We start from the raw sequence: 21,090 nt of genomic DNA on the forward strand, positions 1-21,090 counted from the left end.
CCAAGAAACTGCACCATGTCGCCTATGATAAGTGTGGTAATTCCTTGTTGTTGCCATCATTCTGAAAAGAACCACCGTATGCCGACCCCGCGTCGCAAAGCTTGTCAAAGCAATCCGGTGGCCGGAACCGGGAAGTTGGATTTAGATGGAGAGCGGCGCGCTGGATTGAGTGAAACCGCCGACGCCGAATCGTATGGCCTGTTCTATTTCTGGCTATTCGACACAGATGTTACCGTAACAAACTTGTGTTTTGTCCATTGGAAGACCATCATGCTGCTACGCCGCTCAGACCGTCTAACAGCATCTCGGCGCTCATCCTTCACGGCCAAGTCCACTGAGCACGGGAGATGCTACGGGGGTCGTATTGTGAGGAACATGTCTCTGTGTCTTGGCCTGACCAAACAGGAGCATACCCATGGCAGACCAAGCTGTAGTTGAAGCTCTTCGACCGTTTGAGGTGAATTTTTCGGATGAGGCACTGGCGGACTTAAAACGACGCTTGACCCAAGCTCGTCTACCCGAAGAGGAACCCGTTGACGACTTTTCGCAAGGCGTGCCGCTCAAGACTGTTCGGCAAGTTCTGGAACATTGGCGTGACAAGTATGACTGGCGTAAGGTCGAAGCTCGGCTGAATGCCGTGCCAAACTATCTCACGGAGATTGACGGGCTGGATATTCATTTCATCCATGTTCGCTCGAAGCATAAAGATGCTCTGCCAATCATTGTAACGCACGGATGGCCAGGCTCCATCGTCGAGCAGTTGAAGATCATCGGGCCGCTGACGGATCCAACGTCACACGGCGGGCGCGCCGAGGATGCGTTCCATGTGGTGATACCTTCGATGCCAGGCTACGGCTTCTCCGGCAAGCCTACCAGTACGGGCTGGGGACCTGAGCGTATCGCCGAGGGGTGGATCACGTTGATGCAGCGGCTCGGTTACAAGAAGTTTGTGGCACAGGGCGGTGATTGGGGCGCAGTCGTCACTGAAATGATTGGTGTTCGCGCTCCACCGGAATTGGCTGGCATCCATACCAACATGCCCGGAGCAGTTCCTGAAGATATCAATGGGGCAGCTTTTGGCGGAGCACCGGCGCCAGCTGGTCTCACTGATGAGGAAAAAAGCACATACGACCAGCTCGTCTCCTTCTATAAGAAGGTCTATTACGCATTCTGGATGGCAACGCGGCCGCAAACGGGGGTCGCCTTTGCCGACTCACCTATTGGTTTGGCTACCTTCTTGATTGACCACGACGCCGAGAGCCTGGCGATGATCGCACGTTCGTTCGATGGGCAGACTGAGGGCATGACACCTGATGACGTTCTCGACAACTGCACCCTGTTCTGGCTTACCAACACGGGCGTTTCCGCTGCACGTCTCTATTGGGAAAACAAGCTTCCGTTCTTCACTCCCAAGGGCGTGAAGGTTCCGGTCGCTGTGACCGCATTTCCGAACGAACTCTACCAAACACCGCGCAGCTGGGCAGAAAAGGCGTACCCTAATCTGATCCACTACAACAAGGTCGAAAAGGGCGGACACTTCGCCGCTTGGGAACAGCCGATGCTGCTATCAAAAGACCTCTGGACGGCGTTCCGTTCGCTGCGTTGAAATCTGGTTGACGGGAGGGTGCCAACTTGCGCTTTCCCGCCACATTAAAACCAGCCGCAGCTCAATTCGATAAAGCCACAGCGTTTTAAACGCGGAGAGCAAACATGAAAATTTTAGATTCCGTCATTTTCATCACGGGAGCAAATCGCGGCCTTGGATTGGCGTTCGCTCGGGAGGCCCTCAGACGCGGAGCAAAGAAAGTGTATGCTGGCGTGCGCAACCCTACGGACACCGAAGTCCACGGAATAACTCAGGTGAAGCTGGATGTTACAGATCGGGCTACAGCCGAGGCAGCCGCTACGCAGTGCAGCGATACCACTATTTTGGTGAACAATGCAGGTATTGCGCGTCTGACAAGCAGCACCTTGGATCCCTCGATGCTCGATGCCACGCGAGATATTTTTGAGACGAACTTCTACGGACTGATATCCGTCAGCCAAGCATTTGCCCCGGTTCTTGCGAGAAACGGTGGAGGAGCAATCATTAATGTGTTGTCCGACGCCGTATGGTTTTCACGCCCTCTGCTAGCCGCCTACTCAGCGTCCAAGTCTGCCGCATGGAGTTTTACAAATGCGCTGCGCATCGAACTGCGCGTGCAGAAAACTGCTGTGCTTGGTTTGCATGTCAGCTTCATGGACACTGATATGACTCATGGCTTCGAAATGAAAAAAAATCTGCCGCAAGCGGTGGCAGCAGCCGCGTTCGATGGTGTCGAAGCCAATGCAGAGGAACTGCTGATTGATGAGTTCACAAGAGAAGTTAAGCAGAGCCTTTCCAGCGAGCAGCCTCTTTATCTTGATCCGCCGGAAATTTGACGATGGGCCTGGACGCTCACGTCATTGGATCGGACCATCCACTTATTAGCGGATCCGCGAATGCAAACATTGCTTTCATTGAAGGAGATCACCGTGTCTACAAACTCAATCAACCGGCGCACGCTTCTTGCTACGGCCGCCGTCGCAGGCGCTATTAGTTTGGTACCAGAAACGCTAGTAGCCCAGACTGCCGCCGACACGATACGCCCTTTCAAGGTCAACGTGCCGCAACCACAACTGGATGACCTCCGGCGGCGTTTAGCTGCCACCCGTTGGCCAGATCAGGAAACCGTTCCAGACCAGAGTCAAGGCGTCCAGCTCGCCAAATTGCAACCGCTTGTGCAATACTGGGGTACGGATTACGACTGGCGGAAGGCGGAAGCGAAACTGAATGCCCTGCCACAATTTATCACCGAGATTGAGGGTCTCGACATTCAATTCGCCCACATCCGCTCGCCTCATGACAATGCGATGCCGCTGATTATGACGCACGGATGGCCAGGGTCGATCTTTGAGCTCCTGAAAATCGTGGAGCCCCTCACCAACCCGACGGAACATGGTGGTCAGGCGGAGGACGCTTTTCACCTCGTCTTACCAACTTATCCAGGCTATGGATTTTCAGGCAAACCAAACAATGGTGTTTGGCAGCCTCCGCACGTCGCACGCGCTTGGCATGAACTGATGAAGCGGTTGGGCTATACATCGTATGTGGCACAGGGTGGCGACTGGGGAGCCATAATATCCGAGGTGATGGCGATCCAAGCTCCCTCCGGTCTATTGGGCATTCACACCAACATGCCCGGAACCGTACCCCCAAACGTAGTGCAGTTGGTACGCACCCGTCAGCCGGTCCCCGCTGACTTCTCCGACGCTGAGAAATCCGCATATGCGTCGCTAGACGTTTTCTACAACCATGGCTTCGGCTATGCGGAGATGATGAACACACGTCCGCAGACCCTTGGCTATGCTTTGGCCGATTCACCTGTAGCAATGGCGGCGTTCTTCTATGAAAAGTTTGCCACTTGGACATATACAGGAGGACAGCCGGAAAAGGCATTTACTTCCGACGAGATGCTTGACGACATTACGCTCTACTGGCTCACCAATACCGGAACATCTTCCTCGCGATCCTACTGGGATGCCGCTCAATTAGGGGGAGGCCCCTTTACTGTCAGAGAAATCCCGAAGGTACCGGTCGCCGTGACCATATTCCCCGGCGAGATTTACCAAGCGCCACGAAGCTGGACCCAAAAAAGCTACCACAATCTCATTTACTTCAACGAGGTTGAGAAAGGTGGCCATTTCGCCGCGTGGGAGGAGCCAGAGCTCTTCAGCGCTGAGTTACGCGCAGCGTTCAGGAAGCTGCGCTGAACCGAGTGATCGGCGGTGATGACGAAGTGCCGTCAGTCCCGGCGCAGCGTACCTTCGGCGCGCGAAAAATCGGCCAGTTTATATCAGAAGGCACGAAGCTAACTCGCGAGCGCCCCCTAGGAGATCATATGGCAGAAAGTCCGGCCTAGGATATCAATGACTTGCAAGGCGCGCTGCCACACCGTCATCAATAGGGGGTCGCGCTGAGTCCAAGCTGCTTTGATCCACACGCAGAGCATTTCAGCCTAGGCGCAAGATCCTTATGCATAGCGCTATGGTTTCTTCCGAGCTTCCGCGCCAAGACCTTCAAATCCATCTTTCGCGAGTGTTTACATCCACGCCGGTGGCAAAATACCCAAAGCGAATATCCGTGATCGATCATCGCACCGATTGTGCCGTTTTCGCTGGTATCAATCTGCACCTGAACGGGTTGCGGCTTGGCTTTCCGTTCAAAAATGTCTTCGTACGGCAGCACTTCGCAATCAGTCGTGTTGCAGTCCTTGCACCTGAATTTCAGGCTTCTGATTTCGTGGCCATGACCCAACATATCGGCAAGACTGTCCGACGTGAAGCTCGCCGCCTTGTTGCATTTGCGGCAGCGGGATCGAACCAGCATGCCATGGCGTGCTGCCTGTCCTAAAGTTTTTATCGTTCTCGTCATGAGAACAAAATGAGAACATAGTCCTACATCGTCAAGACCGAAGATGCCGCAGATGCTAACTTGTGAACAACGAGAGATCGAATATCCTTAGGTCATGTGCAACCTTTATAACGTCACCACGACCCACGAAGCGATGCGGCAGTTGTTTCTGCCCATCAACGACCTGACCAACCGGTTGACGCCGCAGATGGATGTCTTTCCCGACTATCCCGCTCCGATTGGCCGCAAGGGCGCCAATGGCGACCGGGAGTTGGCAATTGCCCGTTGGGGCATGCCGACGCCTCCGCAGTTCCTAAAAGGTGAAGTCGATTACGGTGTCACAAACATCCGCAATGTGAAATCACCTCACTGGCGTGGCTGGCTTGGGCCGGCAAACCGTTGTGTTGTTCCCGCGACGAGCTTTTCGGAATACGGCAAGTTGCCAGATCCCGTCACCAAGAAGAAGCCACTGTACTGGTTTGCCCTCAACCAGGAGAAGCCGCTGTTTTGGTTCGCGGGTATCTGGACGTCCTGGTACGGCATCCGGAAGAAGAAGGAAGGCCCTGTTCAAGCCGACATCTACGCCTTTTTGACGACATTCCCGAATGCCGTCGTCAAACCGATCCACGAACAGGCGATGCCAGTCATTTTGCGTACATCGGAAGAAATCGACATTTGGGTGAATGCGCCGGCGGAAGAAGCGCTGCAGTTGCAAAGGCCCCTGCCCGATAATGAACTGATTGTTCTGCCACAACCTGAGGCAGAGCAAGAACAACCGCTGCTGCTTTGATTAAGCGATTCAAAGGGAGAGCTCATGACGATTCCCAAACCACCACATCCGGAGAAGCATCCGGATCGCTTTCGCGATTGCCAACTGGCGATAGAAGATCGAATGCTCGAACTGCTTGGCGACGCTCAGGTTGCTGGATGGACCAAGGGCGAGGTTCTCGCGGCGATGATCGAAGTCGCCGAGAATACCAACCTGGCGATGCATCCAAACGTGCGGCTATCCGTGGAAACGGAATTGAAGAGGCTCAGGAAGAGGCGCGATTTCTAACGGCGTCGAATTGCCCGGCTTTTCCCACTCATCTCAGGACTTTCCCCGATTTTTCCGCCTTCGAAGTTTTGCTAAAATCGCTCTCCAACCACGAGGGCAAGAAAGATGCGGGGACCAAGAACAAACCGGCCGAACCACAGAAGCCTACGGGCAAAAGCGCCGAGAGGCTGGTGGCGTCATCTAAGGAAGACCGTGGCCCGTGGCTTGGGCTGGCGCACCTTGCGCGGAACTAGGGGAATTTCCTCACTGCTGATCGACTAGCGCCGGATCGGGCTCTCCCGCCGTTGCTCGTCCTCGGCACTGTCCAGGCGCTTGAGAAGGTCATTGAACTGCCCGTCGTTGGCCGGGGCCGCATAGGGTCCGTAAGCGACGTAGTCTTTTATGTGCTTGGCAGCCTGCCGAAGACCTTCGACGACTGCGCTTTTCTCGCTGCGCGCGCCCGGATTCTAACAAATGTCTGCAACACCCGAGAAGCCCGCCTACCCTTCCCACATGGAGAAAGCTCCGGCTGGACTGTTTGAGCACTACTGCATGCACGAAAGCTGCAAGTCGTGGGGATCGTTCGGATTTGACAAGCGCTACCGGCTGGAATGGTATTGCGGCGAGCACAAAGGCGATGCGGAACTGTAGAGAGCTCGCGTGACAAAAAACGATGATACTACCAGGGCCGACAGTAATGCCAGAGCGGCTGCAAGGCAGCGTAAATGGCGAGCGGCCCATCCGCAGAGTCCCGAGCAGAAGGCAAAAGCAGCCGAGAAATCTCGAAAGTGGCGCCGAGAGAATAAAGAGCGGTCCAACGCCTATTCCAAGGCTTGGCGCGATTCCAAACGGGAGCATATCGCCCAGCAACGGGCGCAAAGGGCCGCAGGAAGGCAGCCGGAAAGCTCACCGCTGTGATAGATAGTGAGACTATGTCTTTTGCTCTCTCGACCTTATCCAGCCGGTCGAGAAGCTCCTGAAATCTCCGTCATTGTCGGGGACGCTATGCCCGGTTTGCATATGTTCCGCAAAGTCCTTGTGGCGAAGACCGCACTCGAACACCTCGGCGGGTGCTTGGATTTGTCCCTTTTTGGTCATCCCGTCCCGCCCTACCGTGGCTCTTTAATCACAAACACCTCAGCGAAGGGATCGTTCCGTCTGTCCGGAAATGGACGCACGACGGGTGGGTAGCCCTCAAAAACACAACAAACAAAAAGGCGCTTGCCACACCGTTAGAGTTTGATGGGATACTTTTACCTGCTAGGTTCTAAACGGGTTTCGACTAATCATTACACTCCATTAGATTGCAAATTCTATGACGACTATTTCAGCTGACATGCTTCAACTAGTTGAACTTGTACGCTTTAGCGCTAATCGCCGTCATCGTAGGGATTTGGCTGTTGTTTATGGTGCGGCACCGGATGCGATGACACCGCCTGCCACCATGAGGAAGTCCGGAGCGTACCATGACTGAAGATGACAGGCGGCTCATGACGGAGATTTCCGCGCAGGCCGATATCGCTTATCAGTCCCGTCCGAAGAGAACTGATGCTATGGCCCTTGCCAAAGCACTCGGTACGGATTTTCCTCATCGGAAAATTGAGGAAATTCATCAGAAAATCAACAATGTATGGAGGCTAAGAGGGTTACTTTGTTGCGACCATTAAAAACACGCAGTCCATAGTGGTGACTTGGCGCGCCCGGAGGAAGCTTCATGACTATCGATATATGCCCTATCTCAGGTGATCCGGTCGCATCTTTGCCGACCGGGGATTAAATCGAGTTCGAACTGTCAAACATGTGGACGCTTTACCTCTACGGCTTCGTGTGCTGTCGCGATTGGATGGGTCTGCATCTGGAGAACTCGGGTACAACCGTTCACTGAAACCGTGGTTTACATAATCTGGCGTCAGACCTCACTTCGAATTTCCAAGTTGGACTTTAGTCCGAGCCTTCATGGGCCGTTGGTCCGTAGCGTCACCCCCACCTTGAGAGTACTGTTGAGCACCTGGCACCCCCCCCGGGCCTGGCGAGGGCCTGCGAAAGAGGGTAACGCTTCTTTTTCACAGTAGGCCCCACCGACGCTCGAACCTCCGGTGATTTGCGTTCCGGAGGTTCGGGTGCTTATCTTGCAACCGGGTACCGGCGGCGACCGGCTTTTCCGCTTTGGCACTTTAGTTCGGATAACCAGGCCCCTGCTTGATCCCTAGGGGAAGCGGGGGGCCAGCAAAGGCGATTGACTGAATTTCGCTGTTCTACGTCAGTGCAGATGCTGGCGCCGGCTGGGCCTGACGCCCAACACGAGCTTCAGGTAGTTTGCGTCCGACCAATTGTCTTCTTCCGGCAGTTGTCGCTCGCGCTTGACCGCCTTTGTGGCAAGCCGGCCAAAGTCACGCTCACCGCGTTCATAGAAGATCATGATCGAGCACATGACACGTTCGCCAAGCGGATGAAATTGCGGATCGCGGTCAAGCAGTAGACACGCACGGTGATAGGCACGCGTGAAGATGTGCCACTCTTCTTGAGAATAGTAGCTGTCCTGAAATGAAGACTGCATTAAGCGCTCCTCCACTCAAAACTGGCGAGAGCACATACCATCTCTCAAGTGCCAACGCCAACCTATGCTTCATGACGGATGAATTTTCCGACAGTGGACAATCGTAGTCAATAAACCCGAGCGTGCAGAAAGACGAGCTTTGGGTCGTGCCCGAGCTGCGAGCTACGCCTTTTGGTGGATGGCAGATTGCCAGCCATACTGCATCTCGAAACTCAATTTATATAGCCCTCCCCCACTCTGCATATTTTTTTGCTTGGATCCCCGCAAAACCTTGACAGCGCGCAGCTCAATAACCAGATTTTTGTCGTCGGTCGCATTGGTTGGGCCGACTGTCAGGGAGCGCCAAGCTTCTTGGCGCGCCTCATTTCTATGTTGCTCAAAGGAGGACTTAGCTATGAGAAGCAACGTCGATTTTTCCCCATTCTACCGGTCGAGCGTCGGTTTCGACCGCATTTTCAACCTGCTTGAAAACTCCGCTCAGCCGCAGGGCTCGGATAGATGGCCACCCTATGACATCGTCAAAGTGGGCGAAGACAAATACCGCATCGCCATCGCTGTAGCCGGTTTTGCGCAAGATGATCTGTCCATCACCCATGAGCCGAACATGCTTGTGGTCAAGGGCGACAAGACCGACGACGAGGAGTTGCAGTATCTTCATCACGGATTGGCACTGCGGCCGTTTGTTCACCGGTTCGAACTTGCCGATCACGTAACCGTTGTTGATGCGCGACTCGACAATGGCTTGCTAATGATCGAACTCAAGAAAGAAATTCCTGAGGAGATGAAGCCGCGTCAGATTGCGATTGGCGGTACCGGCAACACTATAGTCGGCCAAAGCTCCAGGCAGGCTAAAGACAGCCGCGCGGCGTGAACATCAGAGCCACTGCCCGCCTCTCGCCTCGGTCATACCCGGGGCGGGAGACGGAGTGCTAGGAAAAACATCCAACAACTGGCGGCCCAGCACGCTTTGTTGGTGAGCAGAGACATGACGACCATCGCGCATTGTCCGCCAGTAGACACACGATTGTAGCGAGCAAAATTAGGCGTAAAATTCACTGGGCCGAAGTCGGAGGGGCATCAGCTGAATAAACGTCTCGATCGTAAACTTGAATGTCCGAAATGCGGAACGATCTATCTACGGATCCCGGATGACGTGCAGGACCACACGCTGATTCAGTGCAGTTCATGTGACAGGGTGCTTGGCAGATGGAGGGAGCTGGAAATAGATTTCCATTCCCAAGGCGGCGGCAGCGGCGTCTTCGAAATGCATGAAGGCCAAATTATCCGCAGGGAATGATCCAATGCGAATGGAGTTCGATGATGATCCAGATGGCCGTCCAAATGTCCTGTCATTCTGTATTGGTGGCATTTTGTCAGTTTTGATCCTCTTCTTGGCAGCGAGCTATACCGGCTATTTATGGTGAAGGCTCCACAGATAAATTTGGCTCTTGGAACCATTTTAATAACTGCTGAGTTACCGGTGACTGCAATTCTGGCTGAATGGATAGATGGCAGAAAGCTCGACACGCAAACTTCAGACAATCGGACTTCTCACCGACTTCGATGCACCTCTTAAAAGCCAACCGATAAAACCGCGCGGCAAGCGCCAGCCGCAGCTCGCGTTTGATCCCATGCCCGCGCGTATTGAGCCTGCCCTCGCCCTACTGGTGAAGAAGCCGCCGAGCGGTGACAATTGGGCCTACGAAGTCAAATGGGATGGCTATCGTCTCGCGATCCACGTTGAACCTCGCGGAGTCCGGATTATCACCCGTGGTGGCCACGACTGGACATCGTATTTCCCGACCATTGTAGCCGCTGCAAAGGACCTTGGCCCTGCAACCATGATCCTGGATGGTGAGGCGGTTGTGCTTGACGAAAAGGGCCTGCCCAACTTCGGACTGCTGCAACAGGATCTTGGCGGCCGGCGGGCGACACGCGCGGCAAAGAACGCAGTCCTTTACGCATTCGATTTGCTCTACTTCGACGGTCACGACCTCACCGGCATCGAGCTGTCGTCGCGGCGGCAGATGCTCGCGACCCTGCTTGCGCATGCCACAGGTGCAATCCGGCTTTCGATGGAATTCAATACAGATGGCGCGCTTCTTCTGCGGAACGCGTGTATGCACGGCCTTGAAGGGATCATCGCGAAGGATAAAAACAGCACCTATCACTCCGGGAGGTCCGGCGACTGGCTCAAAATCAAATGCAGCAACAGCGAAAGCTTCGCGGTCATTGGATATGAACCGTCCGTCAAGGTACGCGGGTCAATCGCAAGTCTGCTACTTGCAGCGCATAACGACGATGGACTGGTTTATGTCGGCAATGTCGGTACAGGCTTTTCGTCCAAACTGGCTCGCGACCTGAAACAGAAGCTCGATACTATGCGCATCGACAAGCCAGTCGCACCGGTCAAGGGCAAGACGCTGGTGTTTACAGAACCAATTCTCGTAGCCGAAGTCGTCTTCGGCGGATGGACGCATGATCGAAAACTGCGTCACACATCCTTTAAGGGCTTAAGGGAAGTTGCTGATAACGCTGAAATCTACACGATTGACCGGAACCAATGACTTTGATGAGAGTTGAACCAGCGTTGTCCGGCAGACATCACACGCACCTGGCAACAGAGGCTCGTCGTAATTTCGCCCACCCTTTCGGGAAACCCCGCGGCGAGCCTCACCTTTTGTTGTCTATGCAGACGCACGTTTTGGGTGCTGACCATAGTGCCACTATGTCGACGCCCGGCCTGGTTGCGTGTTGTGTATCCGGCACTTGCCACTCCTTGATGCGCGTCATCGACCTACTGCCAGTGCCTGCCAAACCGGGTGGGCCTCTCCTCATCTTAATGGCACTTCCGACATCGTGAACGGTTCATATCGCGTCGGGGAGCGTGGCGCTCTTCGGCAGGGGTCCGGTGCCGACATACCTCTCCGGGGAAGCTCCGGACCCCACCTTTTTGGACGGAACTGCCGGAACAAACCTTTTACTATCGTAGTTGGTAATCTGTCGGAGAGCGCCGAACTCTTCGGCCGAGGTCTGGCGTCGTTATGGTCGTGACGACGTCGGCCTCACCTTATTTAATACGGCCGTTGGCCATGTTGGAACGGGATTTTCCGCCAAGCTGGCGTGCTGTGGGCTTCTCGACGCGCATGGTCTAGTTGCAGCTTAAGATGACGCGGCATCAAGGGAAAGAAATACATCTTTGTGCAGCCGACTCTGGTCGAGATCAACTATTGCGCTTGGACCCATGACGGTAAACTGCGCCACGCATCATTCAAGGGGATGCGTGAGGTAGCTGACCCTGCCGAGGTTTTCGAGTTGGACGGATCGGGTGATGAAATAACTTAAACGATGCCGATTTTCTGGGAACATCCGCTCGAGCAGGAAGTTCACCTGCGTGGCCTTGGCGAGGAGAGACGGATGGCACAGATTAAGGGACCGGTATTACCGAATATAGACCCCAATCGATGGCTTGAATGTGAGCGTGCATTGGAAGAACGCTTCACTGAGATTGCAACAGGTGAAAAGCCATCGACTTTATCGTTTGCCGAATTGATCGACGATGCCATTGAGGCTGGTTGGACGGAGCCGGAGGTGAAGCGCGCACTCCTGGATTTGATGGAAGACAGATACGATCCAGACGAAGACAGTGCCTAATGGCCGCAGCTATAAAGGCTCCATCACCACCTTCGCGTAAACGTGATCGCTGGGCCGAATGCGAGAGAGCCATCAAGCGCCGCCGACATGCGAACATCCGAGATCAAGAAGTTGATCAACGATGCGGTGGATGTTGGCTGGAGTGAAGCAGAAGTCAGGCGCGCCATTTGGACCCTACATATGTTAAGGGACACGGCATCGGTAACGAGAGGGTAAAACATATGGCTCCAACGATCAGCTGCCCGAAAGGAACCTATCACCACCTTTTGTTAACCAAACAGGCGCACGATTTGAGTGCTGACCATAGTGCCACTGGGTCGGCACCCGGCCTGCTTTCGTATTGTGTATCCGGCAGGTCGGGACATCGGGCTTTCATCCGATTTGCTTGTGTATCCCTTAACCGCCATTGCGGGAGTCGTGGCCGTTTGCATATTTTTCATAGTGCGGCGCCGATGCCCCGTTTCACGGAAACCATAAGCAAATCGATGGGGTGGAATCCTCAGCGCCGCTATGCTTCTCTTCCCGCATGGAAGACTACAGAGCATTCGCGCCCGTCACGGTCTTGAGCAGCCAGCCTGGCAAAATGACAAGCATCAACTCGGCTGATGACGCTACGACGCTCGTATTGGAGCAATGGCCACTTGAACACAGCGGACCTAAGCTAACCACAGCCATAAAAATCCTGTTGGCGTGCCTCGCTGGCGAATGTTCAGTAGCAGTTGCGCGCGTGGCGTTTATAGAAGCTGCGCGGGAAGCCAACATATACATAGCCCCACCAGAGAATGAGCCCGTCAGATGCAAGCCGACACGGTGGCGCAAGGCTAAGGCATGGCGTCGGTCCTAGCGATCATCAGCCAGGCAGACACACCATTGTGGGCCTCCACAGAAGGAGTCGTCTAAACCAATGTACGAAAGTTTTTGTGCCGCATACCCCGGGTGGCACGGGCTCGGCGTCGGAGGTACGTGACCGCGTACTTTTCTGCGCCGAGTCTCTTTTACTGAGTTAAAAGTCCGTCTACACTCACCGATGTTGTTCGACTAGAAGCGGCAACAGGGGCTCGGCGGGATTTATCCCTCTAGGATATCGGCACCCGCCGAGCCACTTTTTTGGCCGTTCGGAAAGCACACGGTCATGATGACGAAATTGCAGCATTTCTGGATTTTGGGCCTCAACGGCGATCCTCTGTTGGATCGGCATTACACACCACACGGTCAGACTGAACTGTGATGCGAGCGGCACGGATGGGCTGAGTATGTCCAGTTCGGGCCGACAAGATGGAAATGGCAAATACTAACGCTGGCAGGCAAGTCCTAGAAACGCAAAAAAGCCCGCTGAAGCTGACGGGCCGGCCCGACTAGTTTTTCAAGCGGCCAAAATCATTGAAAACTACTTTGTGGCGTGGATGATTATCTTTCCGAGAGATACCTTCGGCGCATCCACGCTAATGTGTGATGCATTTTTTGCAATCCACTCCTTGGCAGTTTTGATACTTTCGTCGATTCCTGCCATGTCTTGGCACACGGTCATAGACAGCCCGCCATCACTTTCATTACTACGAGCCAGAGTGTAGCTCACAAAGCCTTTTGTTGAGCGCAAAGCCTCTTCAATGGCGGCCTTGTGCTCCTCCAGCAATGAAAATAGCTCTTTCGAGCCCTTACCTGAATAAGTTCTTACGACAACATCCATAACGGATTCCAACTCTGCGTGGGCGTTCAATGAACGCGCATTCTGGAGAGCATCAATCCGAACCAACGGCTCCGGTCCTGCTGACCAGCAATCTTTTAGCATAAGCCTACCGGTGACCGAATACGACGTAAATTTGAATTCCATAGTGAAGACGAGCCGGGCTGGTGCTAGTCGCCTCGATACCTGGGAACGAGCCGCCTGCTTTTAGTCTGAGAGTGGTATTGGGTTTGAGCGGATCTAGCTCATTCCCGTATCGGTCAATAATCTCGTTACGGCAATTGCCGACCAACGCAAGCCTTCTGGTGGGTGAAATGGAGAAATTTCCAACAGGTTTGCGATGTCCCGAGGCGTTAGGTTTGGATTGTTTGATTTCAAGCTGGAAACATAACCGGCTACCCTGGTAGCAGTATCGCGCTTGTCCCGCTTGGGCCTGTACCTTTTCCGCGGTTCGTTCATTACCGACCGATTCTTGAAGAGAGATTTGATCGGACGGTAGTTGAGTCGCCTGGCAGATTAAACTGATTTTCAGCCAGTTGGCTCCTGGCGATTATGAAACAAATTTCCTATTTTCCACACTGATAGAGCTACGCAAGGTCGATTCGGCTCTCCAATTAGTATATATTCGCAAAATCGCTAACTTGGGGCGGGTTAGCACAGTGTTCAGTTATGCCGCGTGTGCGGCACAGGGGTTCTCATCAATAGTACGGAGTGAAAATCAACGCCGCCTGGAATAGCGAAGGGGTGCCGTGATTATTTCATACCGACACAAATTCACCTTTCTTCATTGTCCGAAGACGGCGGGAAGTTCCATCAACATGGCTCTTGTCCCGCATTTGGGACCATTCGACATTCTTCTCGGATCGGAAAGGGAGCGTGCCGACATAGGCGCGTTCCCCAATCTCAGGGCGCGTTTAGATGCGGTACAGAGTCAACGTATGGCAAGCATTCCGGCGGCGCTGGCAATCAACGCAAAATGGTCAAAGCGTGCAATTGGCCTGCAAAACAAGCGATATCAAGCGCAGTTTGGACCGATCGTAGATCATCCGAGCGCGGAACAAGTTCGATCGTTCGATGAGGAAGCCTGGAAGAGCCACTATAAATTCACCTTCATTCGCAATCCTTATAAAAAGATCGTTTCAATGTACATTTACCTGACAAGGAAGTCCGCTGAGACCCGCGATCCCTTTTCTGTCTTTGTGCGGAACATGACGGAGCGGAGAGGTTCGTTCGCGGCTTGGCATCATCTGATGGATTCTTGGCCGATTTACACCATTAATGATCGCGTAGCGGTCGACTTTATAGGACGCCACGAGACTCTTGCGACCGATTTCAACTCATTGTGTGATCAACTCAATATATCTCAACCGAAGCTCGGTGCGGCCAAGGTTGCTCAGAAATACGATTTCCGCGAATTCTACGATGCAGAAACACGCAATGTGGTGCGTCGGCATTGCGAACGCGAAATTGATTACTTCGGCTATAGATTTGACGATTGAAGAAGCTCAACGCGTCTCTTAAATGCAACCCCACCTAAACGGGGTCCACTAGCCGCTTGTCCGAGGAACTTAGCGCACAAAATTCATATCGCCATGATTTTCTTCGCCGTTATAGGCAAGCGCTTTTTTCTGGCAGCCTTGATCGGCAGGGCGATTGCTATCTGGGAAACAGCCTGGATATCCACTCAATCGAACTGGCAAGGCTGATACCGAGTGCCGTGCAGGCAATCCCAACAACGACGCATAGTCGACCCGAAGCCCGTGTTCACGCGATGGTGAGCGAAATTAGATCGATATGTATTTACCCGAATCAGGTGCTTCCCTAGCTTCCTGTCCGGAACCTAGGCGGGAGGACCTCACTCCGATCTTCAACAGTTGATAGGAGTAAGGCCGTGGCATTCCGCAATCGAAGAGACACATTCGTGAGGCGGTTCCATGCCACAGCCGCTGATTGGCAATGAACCGCTGACAAGAGCACACTACTTCTTTCTCACGCGTCAGCAAATTTAGCCTGATCTATCGGTTTGCGTTTCCGGTAGATTGGGCTTTATTTCAGGCTCCCGGTTCTTGGAACACAATTGCTGGAATCTATGTTGTAGCCAAGTCGTCTCGCAAGGGACGGCAGAGGCTCCGGCGCCTGTCATCCGAGCCCAAGGAGGGTGTCGGGCCTCACCCTAATTCAAAAGACTTAATACCGGAACGATCAGTCAACCGAGCTGGTACAGGAAGAGGTCAAGTGCAAGCGCGGTTCGAGGCGTCCCGTCTATTATGATCGTTACTAATCCGTAATGCGGCATTGGAGGGCGGGTTTGAGGTCGGACCTTAGTCCGGGAATTGAGGGCCCTTGGTCCATAGTGTCACCCCATCTTGAGAGTACGCTAGAGGGCGCAGGTGCGCCCCCGCGCCTGAGGCCTGATAAAGAGGGCATTGCTTTTTTCAAATGACAGGCTTAACCGAGGCTCGAACCTCCGGTGATTTGCGTTCCGGAGGTTCGAGCTTCCTTTTGTTACCATACAGGCGCACGCTTTGAGTGCTGACCATAGTGCCCACTGTGTCGGCGCCCGGCCCGCTTTCGTATTATGTTCCTGCAGGTCGGGACGTTAGACGCTTTTTATTGGTACTATGATCAGAACTTCACCTTGAAGCCGGTCGTTCCATTAACTCTGTAACTGTCGGCAAAGTTGCTGAGGCTGGTATTCAGCGATACCTCGCCATAGAGCGCGTATTTGTCATCGGCCCAGCTATACGACCCGCCAGCGCCGATCCCGCCCCAGGTGCGATCGCCGAGCAGATTGAACTCTGATCTTCGACATCGGGCCATTGGCAGATGGTCCTATCAGCGCGAGTTAGCGTCAGCACGTCCCTGAAACAGAATTCCCTAAAAGCTGTTGCGCTCGCGATAGGTACGCAGGAACGACTGAATACGCGCGTCCTCGGGACGATGCAGGATGCGATCGGGGCTGTCCACGCTGACCAGTTCGCCTTTTTCCATGAAGCCCACCTGATCGGCAACATGGGCAGCGAAACCCATTTCATGCGTCACAACCACCATCGTCATCCCCTCGCCAGCCAACGTCCTCATGACGCTCAGCACCTCGCCCACAAGTTCCGGGTCAAGCGCGGATGTCGGCTCATCGAAAAGCATCAGCCTGGGTTCCATGGCGATTGCGCGGGCAATTGCAACGCGCTGTTGCTGACCGCCGGAAAGCCGCGATGGGTGGCTTGCGATCTTGTCTGCCAGCCCAACCTTGGCCAGCGCCTCGCTGGCACGCCGATCCGCATCGGCTTTCGACATTCGGCGCACGCGGATCAACCCCTCAGCCACATTCTCCTTGGCGGTCATGTGCGGCCAGAGGTTGAACTGCTGGAACACCATGCCGATCGATCGGCGCATCTCGCGGAGCCTGCGGCCCGACATCTTCTTGTCCGGCGCATCATAGCCGATAAGCTGACCGTCAATGCGCACTTCACCGGAATCATAGGCCTCAAGGAAATTTATGCAGCGAAGGAGGGTCGATTTTCCCGAACCCGAAGGGCCAATGAGACAGGTGACCTTGCCCGGTGGAATCGATAGGTCGATGTCTTTCAACGCTTGAAACTTGCCGTAGTATTTGTTGACCTTGCGCATTTCGACTGATGACGCAGCAAGCATCTTACGTCCTTTCGATCAGATGTTTCGTGATGCGCGCTTCCAATCTTAGTCCGACACGCGAGATCGTCTCGACCAGCCCCCAGAAGAACAAGGCCAGCACCAGGTTTGCCTCCACGTAGCGAAAGGTTTCTGCAGACATGCGCTGCACCTGATACAGCAGTTCAGGAACGGTAATGATCGACAGGATGACCGTTTCCTTGGTGAGGATGATCGAGAAGTTTACCAGCGCTGGCAGAGCAGAGACCAGGCCCAGTGGCAGTAGGATTCGTCGCACAATATGCGATTCGGACATGCCGATTGCACGAGCCGCCTCGATCTGGCCATCGGATACAGCACGAAAGCCCGAACGAAATATCTCCGCGAAGTAGGGACTGCCATAGATCGTCAGACCCAAAAGGCCTGCTGGCAGCGCGTCAAGGCGCAGACCGACGAGTGGGCCGCCATAATAGAGCACGAACAACTGGACGAGGAAGGGTGTGCCGCGGATGACTTCGATATAGGCCTGGACGATCCATGTCAGCCAGCGTGGCGCATAGCGTTGAATGAGCGCGATGACGAGGCCAAGCGCCATGCCGAAGAGAGTGCCAAGCGCCCAGCACAGGATGGTATTGCCAAAGCCCTTCAGCAGCGAGGGGCCGTATTGCTGCAGAACGCTCCATTCCATCAGACGTCCGTCCTGTGTTCGAGATAACGTCCCAGCGCCGCCAAACACAGATTGATCAGCAGATAGATGCAGGCCGCCGCTATATAGACTTCAAGCGGACGGAAGGTGGTGGCGGCCTGCGCTTGGCTGGCGCGCGTAATTTCGAGAATGCCGACGACCGAAACCAACGAAGACGCCTTCACAAGCAAGATGAGTTCATTGATCAACGCCGGCAGCGACAGCGTCACGGCTTGTGGAAGGATGACCCGGGTCCAGACGTCGACGGGCGTCATGCCGATGGCGACCGCGGCCTCCGCTTGTCCGTTCGGTAACGCCGCGATCGCGCCGCGCCAGATTTCGGAGATATAAGCGCTGGCGCAGATGCCCACGGTCACTACGGCGGCGGCCATTGCTGGCACGTCCAGGCCGATGATCGGCAAGGCATAGTAGAACACCAGCAATTGCACCAGCAGTGGCACACCGCGCAAGAAACTGACCCAAATGGCCGCAAAGCGGCGCAGTGGCGGGTACGGCGACAGGCGAGCGGCACAAATCAGTGTGCCGATCACAATACCCAGCCCGATGCCCAGAACCGAGATCAGCAGTGTGTATCGCGCTGCCCAGAACAACGGCCCGAAGCTTTGAAAGAATACCGCTAAGGAAAACATCCACCCTCACTATGGCAAGCGTGCGGGCGGAGCCACCTCCGCCCGCAAGCGCTTCATTTAGCCGGAACTTCGCGGGGCAATTCGGTATAGCTGCCCAGCCACTTTTCCTGGATAGCCTTGACGCGGCCGTCGTCGGTCATCTTGATCATCGCATCGTTGATGGCCTTGTTAAAGCTTTCGCTCTCTGCATTCTTGCGCACCACCCATGCGAAATATTTCGGTTCACCGAACTGGGCTGGCGTGAAGAGAGCAAAGCTCTCCGGGCGGCTCTTGACGAGATAGGTGAGGTTTGGAAGTGACCCAGCGACCGCATCCAGGCGGCCGGCAGCCAGATCGGCATAAGCTTCGTCCGTGGTGCCGTACTCCTTGATCGTCACACCGCCCAGCTTCTGGCCATAGGCCTCAAGCTGCTTGAATTGCGCGGTGCCCTGCTGGACGCCGACGGTCTTGCCCTTGATGTCTTCAGGTTTGGTAAGTTCGCTGTTGTTTGCGGCCTTGAGCAGCGAGACGGTCGCATCGGCAATGGGCAAGGTGAAGCCGTAGCGCTCCAGCCGCTCCGGTGTAATCGTCACCGGGGCGATCACGATGTCGAACTTCTTGACCTCAAGTCCCGGCAGCTCGGCAGTCCAGGGGATATCCTGATACACTGGCTCGGCCCCGATTTCCTTGGCAACCTCATCGAACAAGTCCTTGGTCATGCCCTCATAGGTGCCGTTAATCAACATGTCGAATGGCGCGTAGTGCATGTCGGTGGCAGTGACGATCTTGCCGGCAGCCTTGATGTCCGCAAGCTGGTCGGCCTCGGCGGCGCCGGCAAGACAAAGTGCGGCCAGGCCGAGAAGCGTGCCTTTGACGGTCATGTGAATGCTCATTGCAATTGCTCCTTTTTGAACCAACGGGGTGGATACGACCAACACGCACTGCGTCGCCGTATTCTAGATCAGAAAGTACCGGACCGATGTACGTGTTTTGCGCAATCGGTAGCTTCCATCTTCGAGCTGGCGTCAGCGTGACGCATTGCCCGTATTCTGCTTCGCCGCGCAAGACTGCCATGCCTGAACGCTACGAGAAGTTCTTGTTTCCGCGATTCGGCAAAGCGACCGAACTTCGCAGTCTACTCATACGTTTCAGCCAAGCGGGAAGGCAAGAAAATTGACGCCATATCCGCATCGTTGATAAGTGCGGTTGCGATGCAACGGTATACAACTTTTTGAAGGACGAGCCCGGAACATGCGACAGCGTGAAGCCGGCTTGCGCCTAAAGGGTCGCAATTTCCAATAACGCGCAGATGGACCCGACCAAGGCGACTTCCAAGTCTGTTTCGCCCTGCACCAACCGCTGGGGAGGTCTTGGTCAAAAGAGATCGTGCAGCATTTCTACGGATTGCTCGTTGGACCGGGAGTTTGCGGTAGCGGGGACGGTATATTCGGAACTGTGGGGTCGGGAGTTGGCGGCAAAGCGGACGGTATTTTCGGCACCGCGGGACCGGGAACAGGAGCAATCGGGGACGGTATATTGGGAATTGTGGGATCGGTAGTGGATGGTATCGGGGATGGTATCGGAACCGTAAGGCCGGGAATGGGCGATATTGGGGATGGTATCTTCGTGCCTGTGCCAGGAATGCCGGGCAATCCACCTAGGATCTGCGGCAAAGGCAGTCCTCGCTCCTGGAAGAATTGCACAAGCTGTTTGTTGCCGCCAAACTCAAGTTCGCCGATCGTCAGCGTGAAGCCGGGTTCGCCCGGGCAGTTGGTCCTGCCCTGTCCTCCGATTATCGCGGCAACCAGTTTCTTTTCTGCAGCAGCGCGATCGTAGTCTGCCGGTTCGGAGCCAAGCAATTTGATGGTCAGATTGGCTGCTATCCAGAGTCCGCCATCATCAGCTTCGACCCGTTTTGGGACAAGGGCGTACTGGACCGCGGTCCACGCCGGTGTGAACAGCAAGTGGTCTTCCCCGCCTTTGACCTTGAGCGGTTTGCCATCCGGGCCACGGCCCTGTCTCTGAAAAGGCAAATCACTCAACAGCACCACATCCGGGGCGGTCTGCAGGCCAACCGGAACAGTAACGTTGGCGCCGACTGACGGAACTGATACCCAAGCTTCCTCGAACTGCGCTTTTCTGTCTGTCTTGAGCGCCAGCTTGATGTTGCGGCAACCGATGTCAGGCTTTAGCATCACGACTGTGTTGCCACCCACCTCGCCTATTTCGAAGCGCGCATCGAACCCGGACGCTATGCTCGCATTTCCGAGCAGGTCGACCGTCGTACCGACGCCTCGTCCTATCAAGGGGTCGACATGCAGATCCACGGATGCCTTGGCGTCGACCTGCGCGTTGAGTGAAATTTTCAAGCGTCTCCCTTTGGTCCAGGATATGCCGACCGTATTCAGCACTATTGTTGCCGCTACCGCCCCTGGGTCAGCAGGCTCGGCGAAAACCCCGCCCTCACCCAGAACATCTGCGCTCCATTTTTGATCGGCAAGCCGGCCGTTGAATTGCACCGACTTGACGGTTGCGGTCCTGTTTGCAGCAGGAAGTTGGTTGAATCTGTCTTGAACCAGATGCGCCACTGTCCCGTTTATCCAAAGAGCAATATCGGCGTCTTTCAATTTGGGTGTCCGTATTTGCTCCAGATTTTTTCGCATCCTGACGATGTCATCCTGAATTTCGGCAGGCGGCTCCTTGACGCTGGTTGCCACTGGTTTTTCGTTGAAGTCGGTCAGTAGCCATACTCCGCCGTCGAGGATGACAGCGTTGGCGGCGTGAAT

The 21,090-nt window shown here is 54.7% G+C and carries 20 protein-coding genes and 1 pseudogene; 13 read left to right on the plus strand and 8 right to left on the minus strand.

All coding sequences use genetic code 11. The features are described from left to right. Nucleotides 1-415 precede the first annotated feature (415 nt). The 8 genes from C7476_RS26930 to C7476_RS26960 all read left to right on the plus strand — a co-directional run bounded on the left by C7476_RS26930 (nt 416) and on the right by C7476_RS26960 (nt 7,135). Nucleotides 416-1,606, plus strand: a complete 1,191-nt coding sequence (locus tag C7476_RS26930; RefSeq protein ID WP_114432993.1) for an epoxide hydrolase family protein — start codon at nt 416-418, stop codon at nt 1,604-1,606. Nucleotides 1,607-1,710: 104 nt separating this feature from the next. Then, entirely contained in the window at nt 1,711-2,421 is a 711-nt protein-coding gene (locus C7476_RS26935) for an SDR family oxidoreductase (RefSeq protein ID WP_114432994.1), read from the plus strand. A 60-nt stretch (nt 2,422-2,481) separates the two neighbouring features. Next, complete coding sequence (locus C7476_RS26940) at nt 2,482-3,792, plus strand: epoxide hydrolase family protein (RefSeq protein ID WP_114433011.1); 1,311 nt, start codon at nt 2,482-2,484, stop codon at nt 3,790-3,792. Between the two features lie 370 nt (nt 3,793-4,162). Then, nucleotides 4,163-4,432 (plus strand): hypothetical protein, encoded by a 270-nt coding sequence (locus C7476_RS26945; RefSeq protein ID WP_147274752.1) that lies wholly within the window; start codon nt 4,163-4,165, stop codon nt 4,430-4,432. 115 nt (nt 4,433-4,547) lie between these two features. Continuing rightward, nucleotides 4,548-5,222 carry an SOS response-associated peptidase gene (locus tag C7476_RS26950; protein WP_114432996.1) on the plus strand — a complete coding sequence of 225 codons (675 nt, stop codon included), beginning with the start codon at nt 4,548-4,550 and terminating at the stop codon, nt 5,220-5,222. A 24-nt stretch (nt 5,223-5,246) separates the two neighbouring features. Then, entirely contained in the window at nt 5,247-5,489 is a 243-nt protein-coding gene (locus C7476_RS26955) for a hypothetical protein (RefSeq protein WP_114432997.1), read from the plus strand. Nucleotides 5,490-5,942: 453 nt separating this feature from the next. After that, a complete protein-coding gene (locus C7476_RS28455; protein WP_181872635.1) occupies nt 5,943-6,119 on the plus strand; it encodes a hypothetical protein in 177 nt (58 codons plus the stop codon). An 815-nt stretch (nt 6,120-6,934) separates the two neighbouring features. Beyond that, nucleotides 6,935-7,135: a hypothetical protein gene (locus C7476_RS26960; protein WP_114432998.1), complete on the plus strand. Its 201-nt coding sequence runs from the start codon at nt 6,935-6,937 to the stop codon at nt 7,133-7,135. Between the two features lie 593 nt (nt 7,136-7,728). On the opposite strand, the gene C7476_RS26965 is transcribed toward C7476_RS26960, so the two are convergent. Beyond that, nucleotides 7,729-8,025 carry a hypothetical protein gene (locus C7476_RS26965; RefSeq protein WP_114432999.1) on the minus strand — a complete coding sequence of 99 codons (297 nt, stop codon included), beginning with the start codon at nt 8,023-8,025 and terminating at the stop codon, nt 7,729-7,731. A gap of 394 nt (nt 8,026-8,419) precedes the next feature. Between C7476_RS26965 and C7476_RS26970 the strand changes: the two genes are divergently transcribed. The 4 genes from C7476_RS26970 to C7476_RS29575 all read left to right on the plus strand — a co-directional run bounded on the left by C7476_RS26970 (nt 8,420) and on the right by C7476_RS29575 (nt 12,523). After that, entirely contained in the window at nt 8,420-8,896 is a 477-nt protein-coding gene (locus C7476_RS26970) for an Hsp20 family protein (RefSeq protein ID WP_114433000.1), read from the plus strand. A 637-nt stretch (nt 8,897-9,533) separates the two neighbouring features. Further along, nucleotides 9,534-10,592, plus strand: coding sequence for a non-homologous end-joining DNA ligase (gene ligD, locus C7476_RS26980; protein ID WP_114433002.1), 1,059 nt, complete (start codon nt 9,534-9,536; stop codon nt 10,590-10,592). Nucleotides 10,593-11,442: 850 nt separating this feature from the next. Beyond that, entirely contained in the window at nt 11,443-11,679 is a 237-nt protein-coding gene (locus tag C7476_RS26985) for a hypothetical protein (protein ID WP_147274753.1), read from the plus strand. 526 nt (nt 11,680-12,205) lie between these two features. Further along, entirely contained in the window at nt 12,206-12,523 is a 318-nt protein-coding gene (locus C7476_RS29575; protein ID WP_114433004.1) for a DUF982 domain-containing protein, read from the plus strand. Between the two features lie 543 nt (nt 12,524-13,066). Here the strand turns inward: C7476_RS29575 and C7476_RS26995 are convergent. Further along, on the minus strand, nt 13,067-13,366 hold the full coding sequence (locus C7476_RS26995) for a hypothetical protein (RefSeq protein ID WP_114433012.1): 300 nt from the start codon (nt 13,364-13,366) through the stop codon (nt 13,067-13,069). 746 nt (nt 13,367-14,112) lie between these two features. Here C7476_RS26995 and C7476_RS27000 point away from each other — a divergent pair. Next, entirely contained in the window at nt 14,113-14,862 is a 750-nt protein-coding gene (locus C7476_RS27000) for a sulfotransferase family 2 domain-containing protein (protein WP_114433005.1), read from the plus strand. Nucleotides 14,863-15,988: 1,126 nt separating this feature from the next. Here the strand turns inward: C7476_RS27000 and C7476_RS27005 are convergent. From C7476_RS27005 to C7476_RS28460, 6 genes and pseudogenes are all read right to left on the minus strand, one after another. After that, a complete protein-coding gene (locus C7476_RS27005) occupies nt 15,989-16,183 on the minus strand; it encodes a hypothetical protein (protein ID WP_181872637.1) in 195 nt (64 codons plus the stop codon). A 57-nt stretch (nt 16,184-16,240) separates the two neighbouring features. Continuing rightward, a complete protein-coding gene (locus C7476_RS27010) occupies nt 16,241-17,014 on the minus strand; it encodes an amino acid ABC transporter ATP-binding protein (protein WP_114433006.1) in 774 nt (257 codons plus the stop codon). Nucleotide 17,015: 1 nt separating this feature from the next. Continuing rightward, nucleotides 17,016-17,678, minus strand: coding sequence for an amino acid ABC transporter permease (locus C7476_RS27015; protein WP_114433007.1), 663 nt, complete (start codon nt 17,676-17,678; stop codon nt 17,016-17,018). Continuing rightward, nucleotides 17,678-18,325, minus strand: a complete 648-nt coding sequence (locus C7476_RS27020; protein WP_114433008.1) for an amino acid ABC transporter permease — start codon at nt 18,323-18,325, stop codon at nt 17,678-17,680. The genes C7476_RS27015 and C7476_RS27020 overlap by 1 nt, the downstream gene beginning before the upstream one ends. Before the next feature lie 53 nt (nt 18,326-18,378). Further along, nucleotides 18,379-19,197 carry a transporter substrate-binding domain-containing protein gene (locus C7476_RS27025; protein WP_114433009.1) on the minus strand — a complete coding sequence of 273 codons (819 nt, stop codon included), beginning with the start codon at nt 19,195-19,197 and terminating at the stop codon, nt 18,379-18,381. Between the two features lie 504 nt (nt 19,198-19,701). Then, nucleotides 19,702-21,090: pseudogene (locus C7476_RS28460) on the minus strand (hypothetical protein); the annotation flags it as partial.

The sequence above is a fragment of the Phyllobacterium bourgognense genome, assembly GCF_003337575.1.
Taxonomy (GTDB): domain Bacteria; phylum Pseudomonadota; class Alphaproteobacteria; order Rhizobiales; family Rhizobiaceae; genus Phyllobacterium; species Phyllobacterium bourgognense.

Bases quoted from the DNA above. Each gene is read 5' to 3' on its own strand.
- ligD (WP_114433002.1), top strand. From the start codon at position 9,534: ATGGCAGAAAGCTCGACACGCAAACTTCAGACAATCGGACTTCTCACC.
- C7476_RS26940 (WP_114433011.1), top strand. From the start codon at position 2,482: ATGCAAACATTGCTTTCATTGAAGGAGATCACCGTGTCTACAAACTCA.
- C7476_RS27005 (WP_181872637.1), bottom strand. From the start codon at position 16,183: ATGGCCCGATGTCGAAGATCAGAGTTCAATCTGCTCGGCGATCGCACC.
- C7476_RS26960 (WP_114432998.1), top strand. From the start codon at position 6,935: ATGACTGAAGATGACAGGCGGCTCATGACGGAGATTTCCGCGCAGGCC.
- C7476_RS26955 (WP_114432997.1), top strand. From the start codon at position 5,247: ATGACGATTCCCAAACCACCACATCCGGAGAAGCATCCGGATCGCTTT.
- C7476_RS27010 (WP_114433006.1), bottom strand. From the start codon at position 17,014: ATGCTTGCTGCGTCATCAGTCGAAATGCGCAAGGTCAACAAATACTAC.
- C7476_RS26995 (WP_114433012.1), bottom strand. From the start codon at position 13,366: ATGGATGTTGTCGTAAGAACTTATTCAGGTAAGGGCTCGAAAGAGCTA.
- C7476_RS26985 (WP_147274753.1), top strand. From the start codon at position 11,443: ATGGCACAGATTAAGGGACCGGTATTACCGAATATAGACCCCAATCGA.
- C7476_RS28455 (WP_181872635.1), top strand. From the start codon at position 5,943: ATGTCTGCAACACCCGAGAAGCCCGCCTACCCTTCCCACATGGAGAAA.
- C7476_RS26965 (WP_114432999.1), bottom strand. From the start codon at position 8,025: ATGCAGTCTTCATTTCAGGACAGCTACTATTCTCAAGAAGAGTGGCAC.
- C7476_RS26970 (WP_114433000.1), top strand. From the start codon at position 8,420: ATGAGAAGCAACGTCGATTTTTCCCCATTCTACCGGTCGAGCGTCGGT.
- C7476_RS27015 (WP_114433007.1), bottom strand. From the start codon at position 17,678: ATGGAATGGAGCGTTCTGCAGCAATACGGCCCCTCGCTGCTGAAGGGC.
- C7476_RS26935 (WP_114432994.1), top strand. From the start codon at position 1,711: ATGAAAATTTTAGATTCCGTCATTTTCATCACGGGAGCAAATCGCGGC.
- C7476_RS27020 (WP_114433008.1), bottom strand. From the start codon at position 18,325: ATGTTTTCCTTAGCGGTATTCTTTCAAAGCTTCGGGCCGTTGTTCTGG.
- C7476_RS26950 (WP_114432996.1), top strand. From the start codon at position 4,548: ATGTGCAACCTTTATAACGTCACCACGACCCACGAAGCGATGCGGCAG.
- C7476_RS27025 (WP_114433009.1), bottom strand. From the start codon at position 19,197: ATGAGCATTCACATGACCGTCAAAGGCACGCTTCTCGGCCTGGCCGCA.
- C7476_RS29575 (WP_114433004.1), top strand. From the start codon at position 12,206: ATGGAAGACTACAGAGCATTCGCGCCCGTCACGGTCTTGAGCAGCCAG.
- C7476_RS26930 (WP_114432993.1), top strand. From the start codon at position 416: ATGGCAGACCAAGCTGTAGTTGAAGCTCTTCGACCGTTTGAGGTGAAT.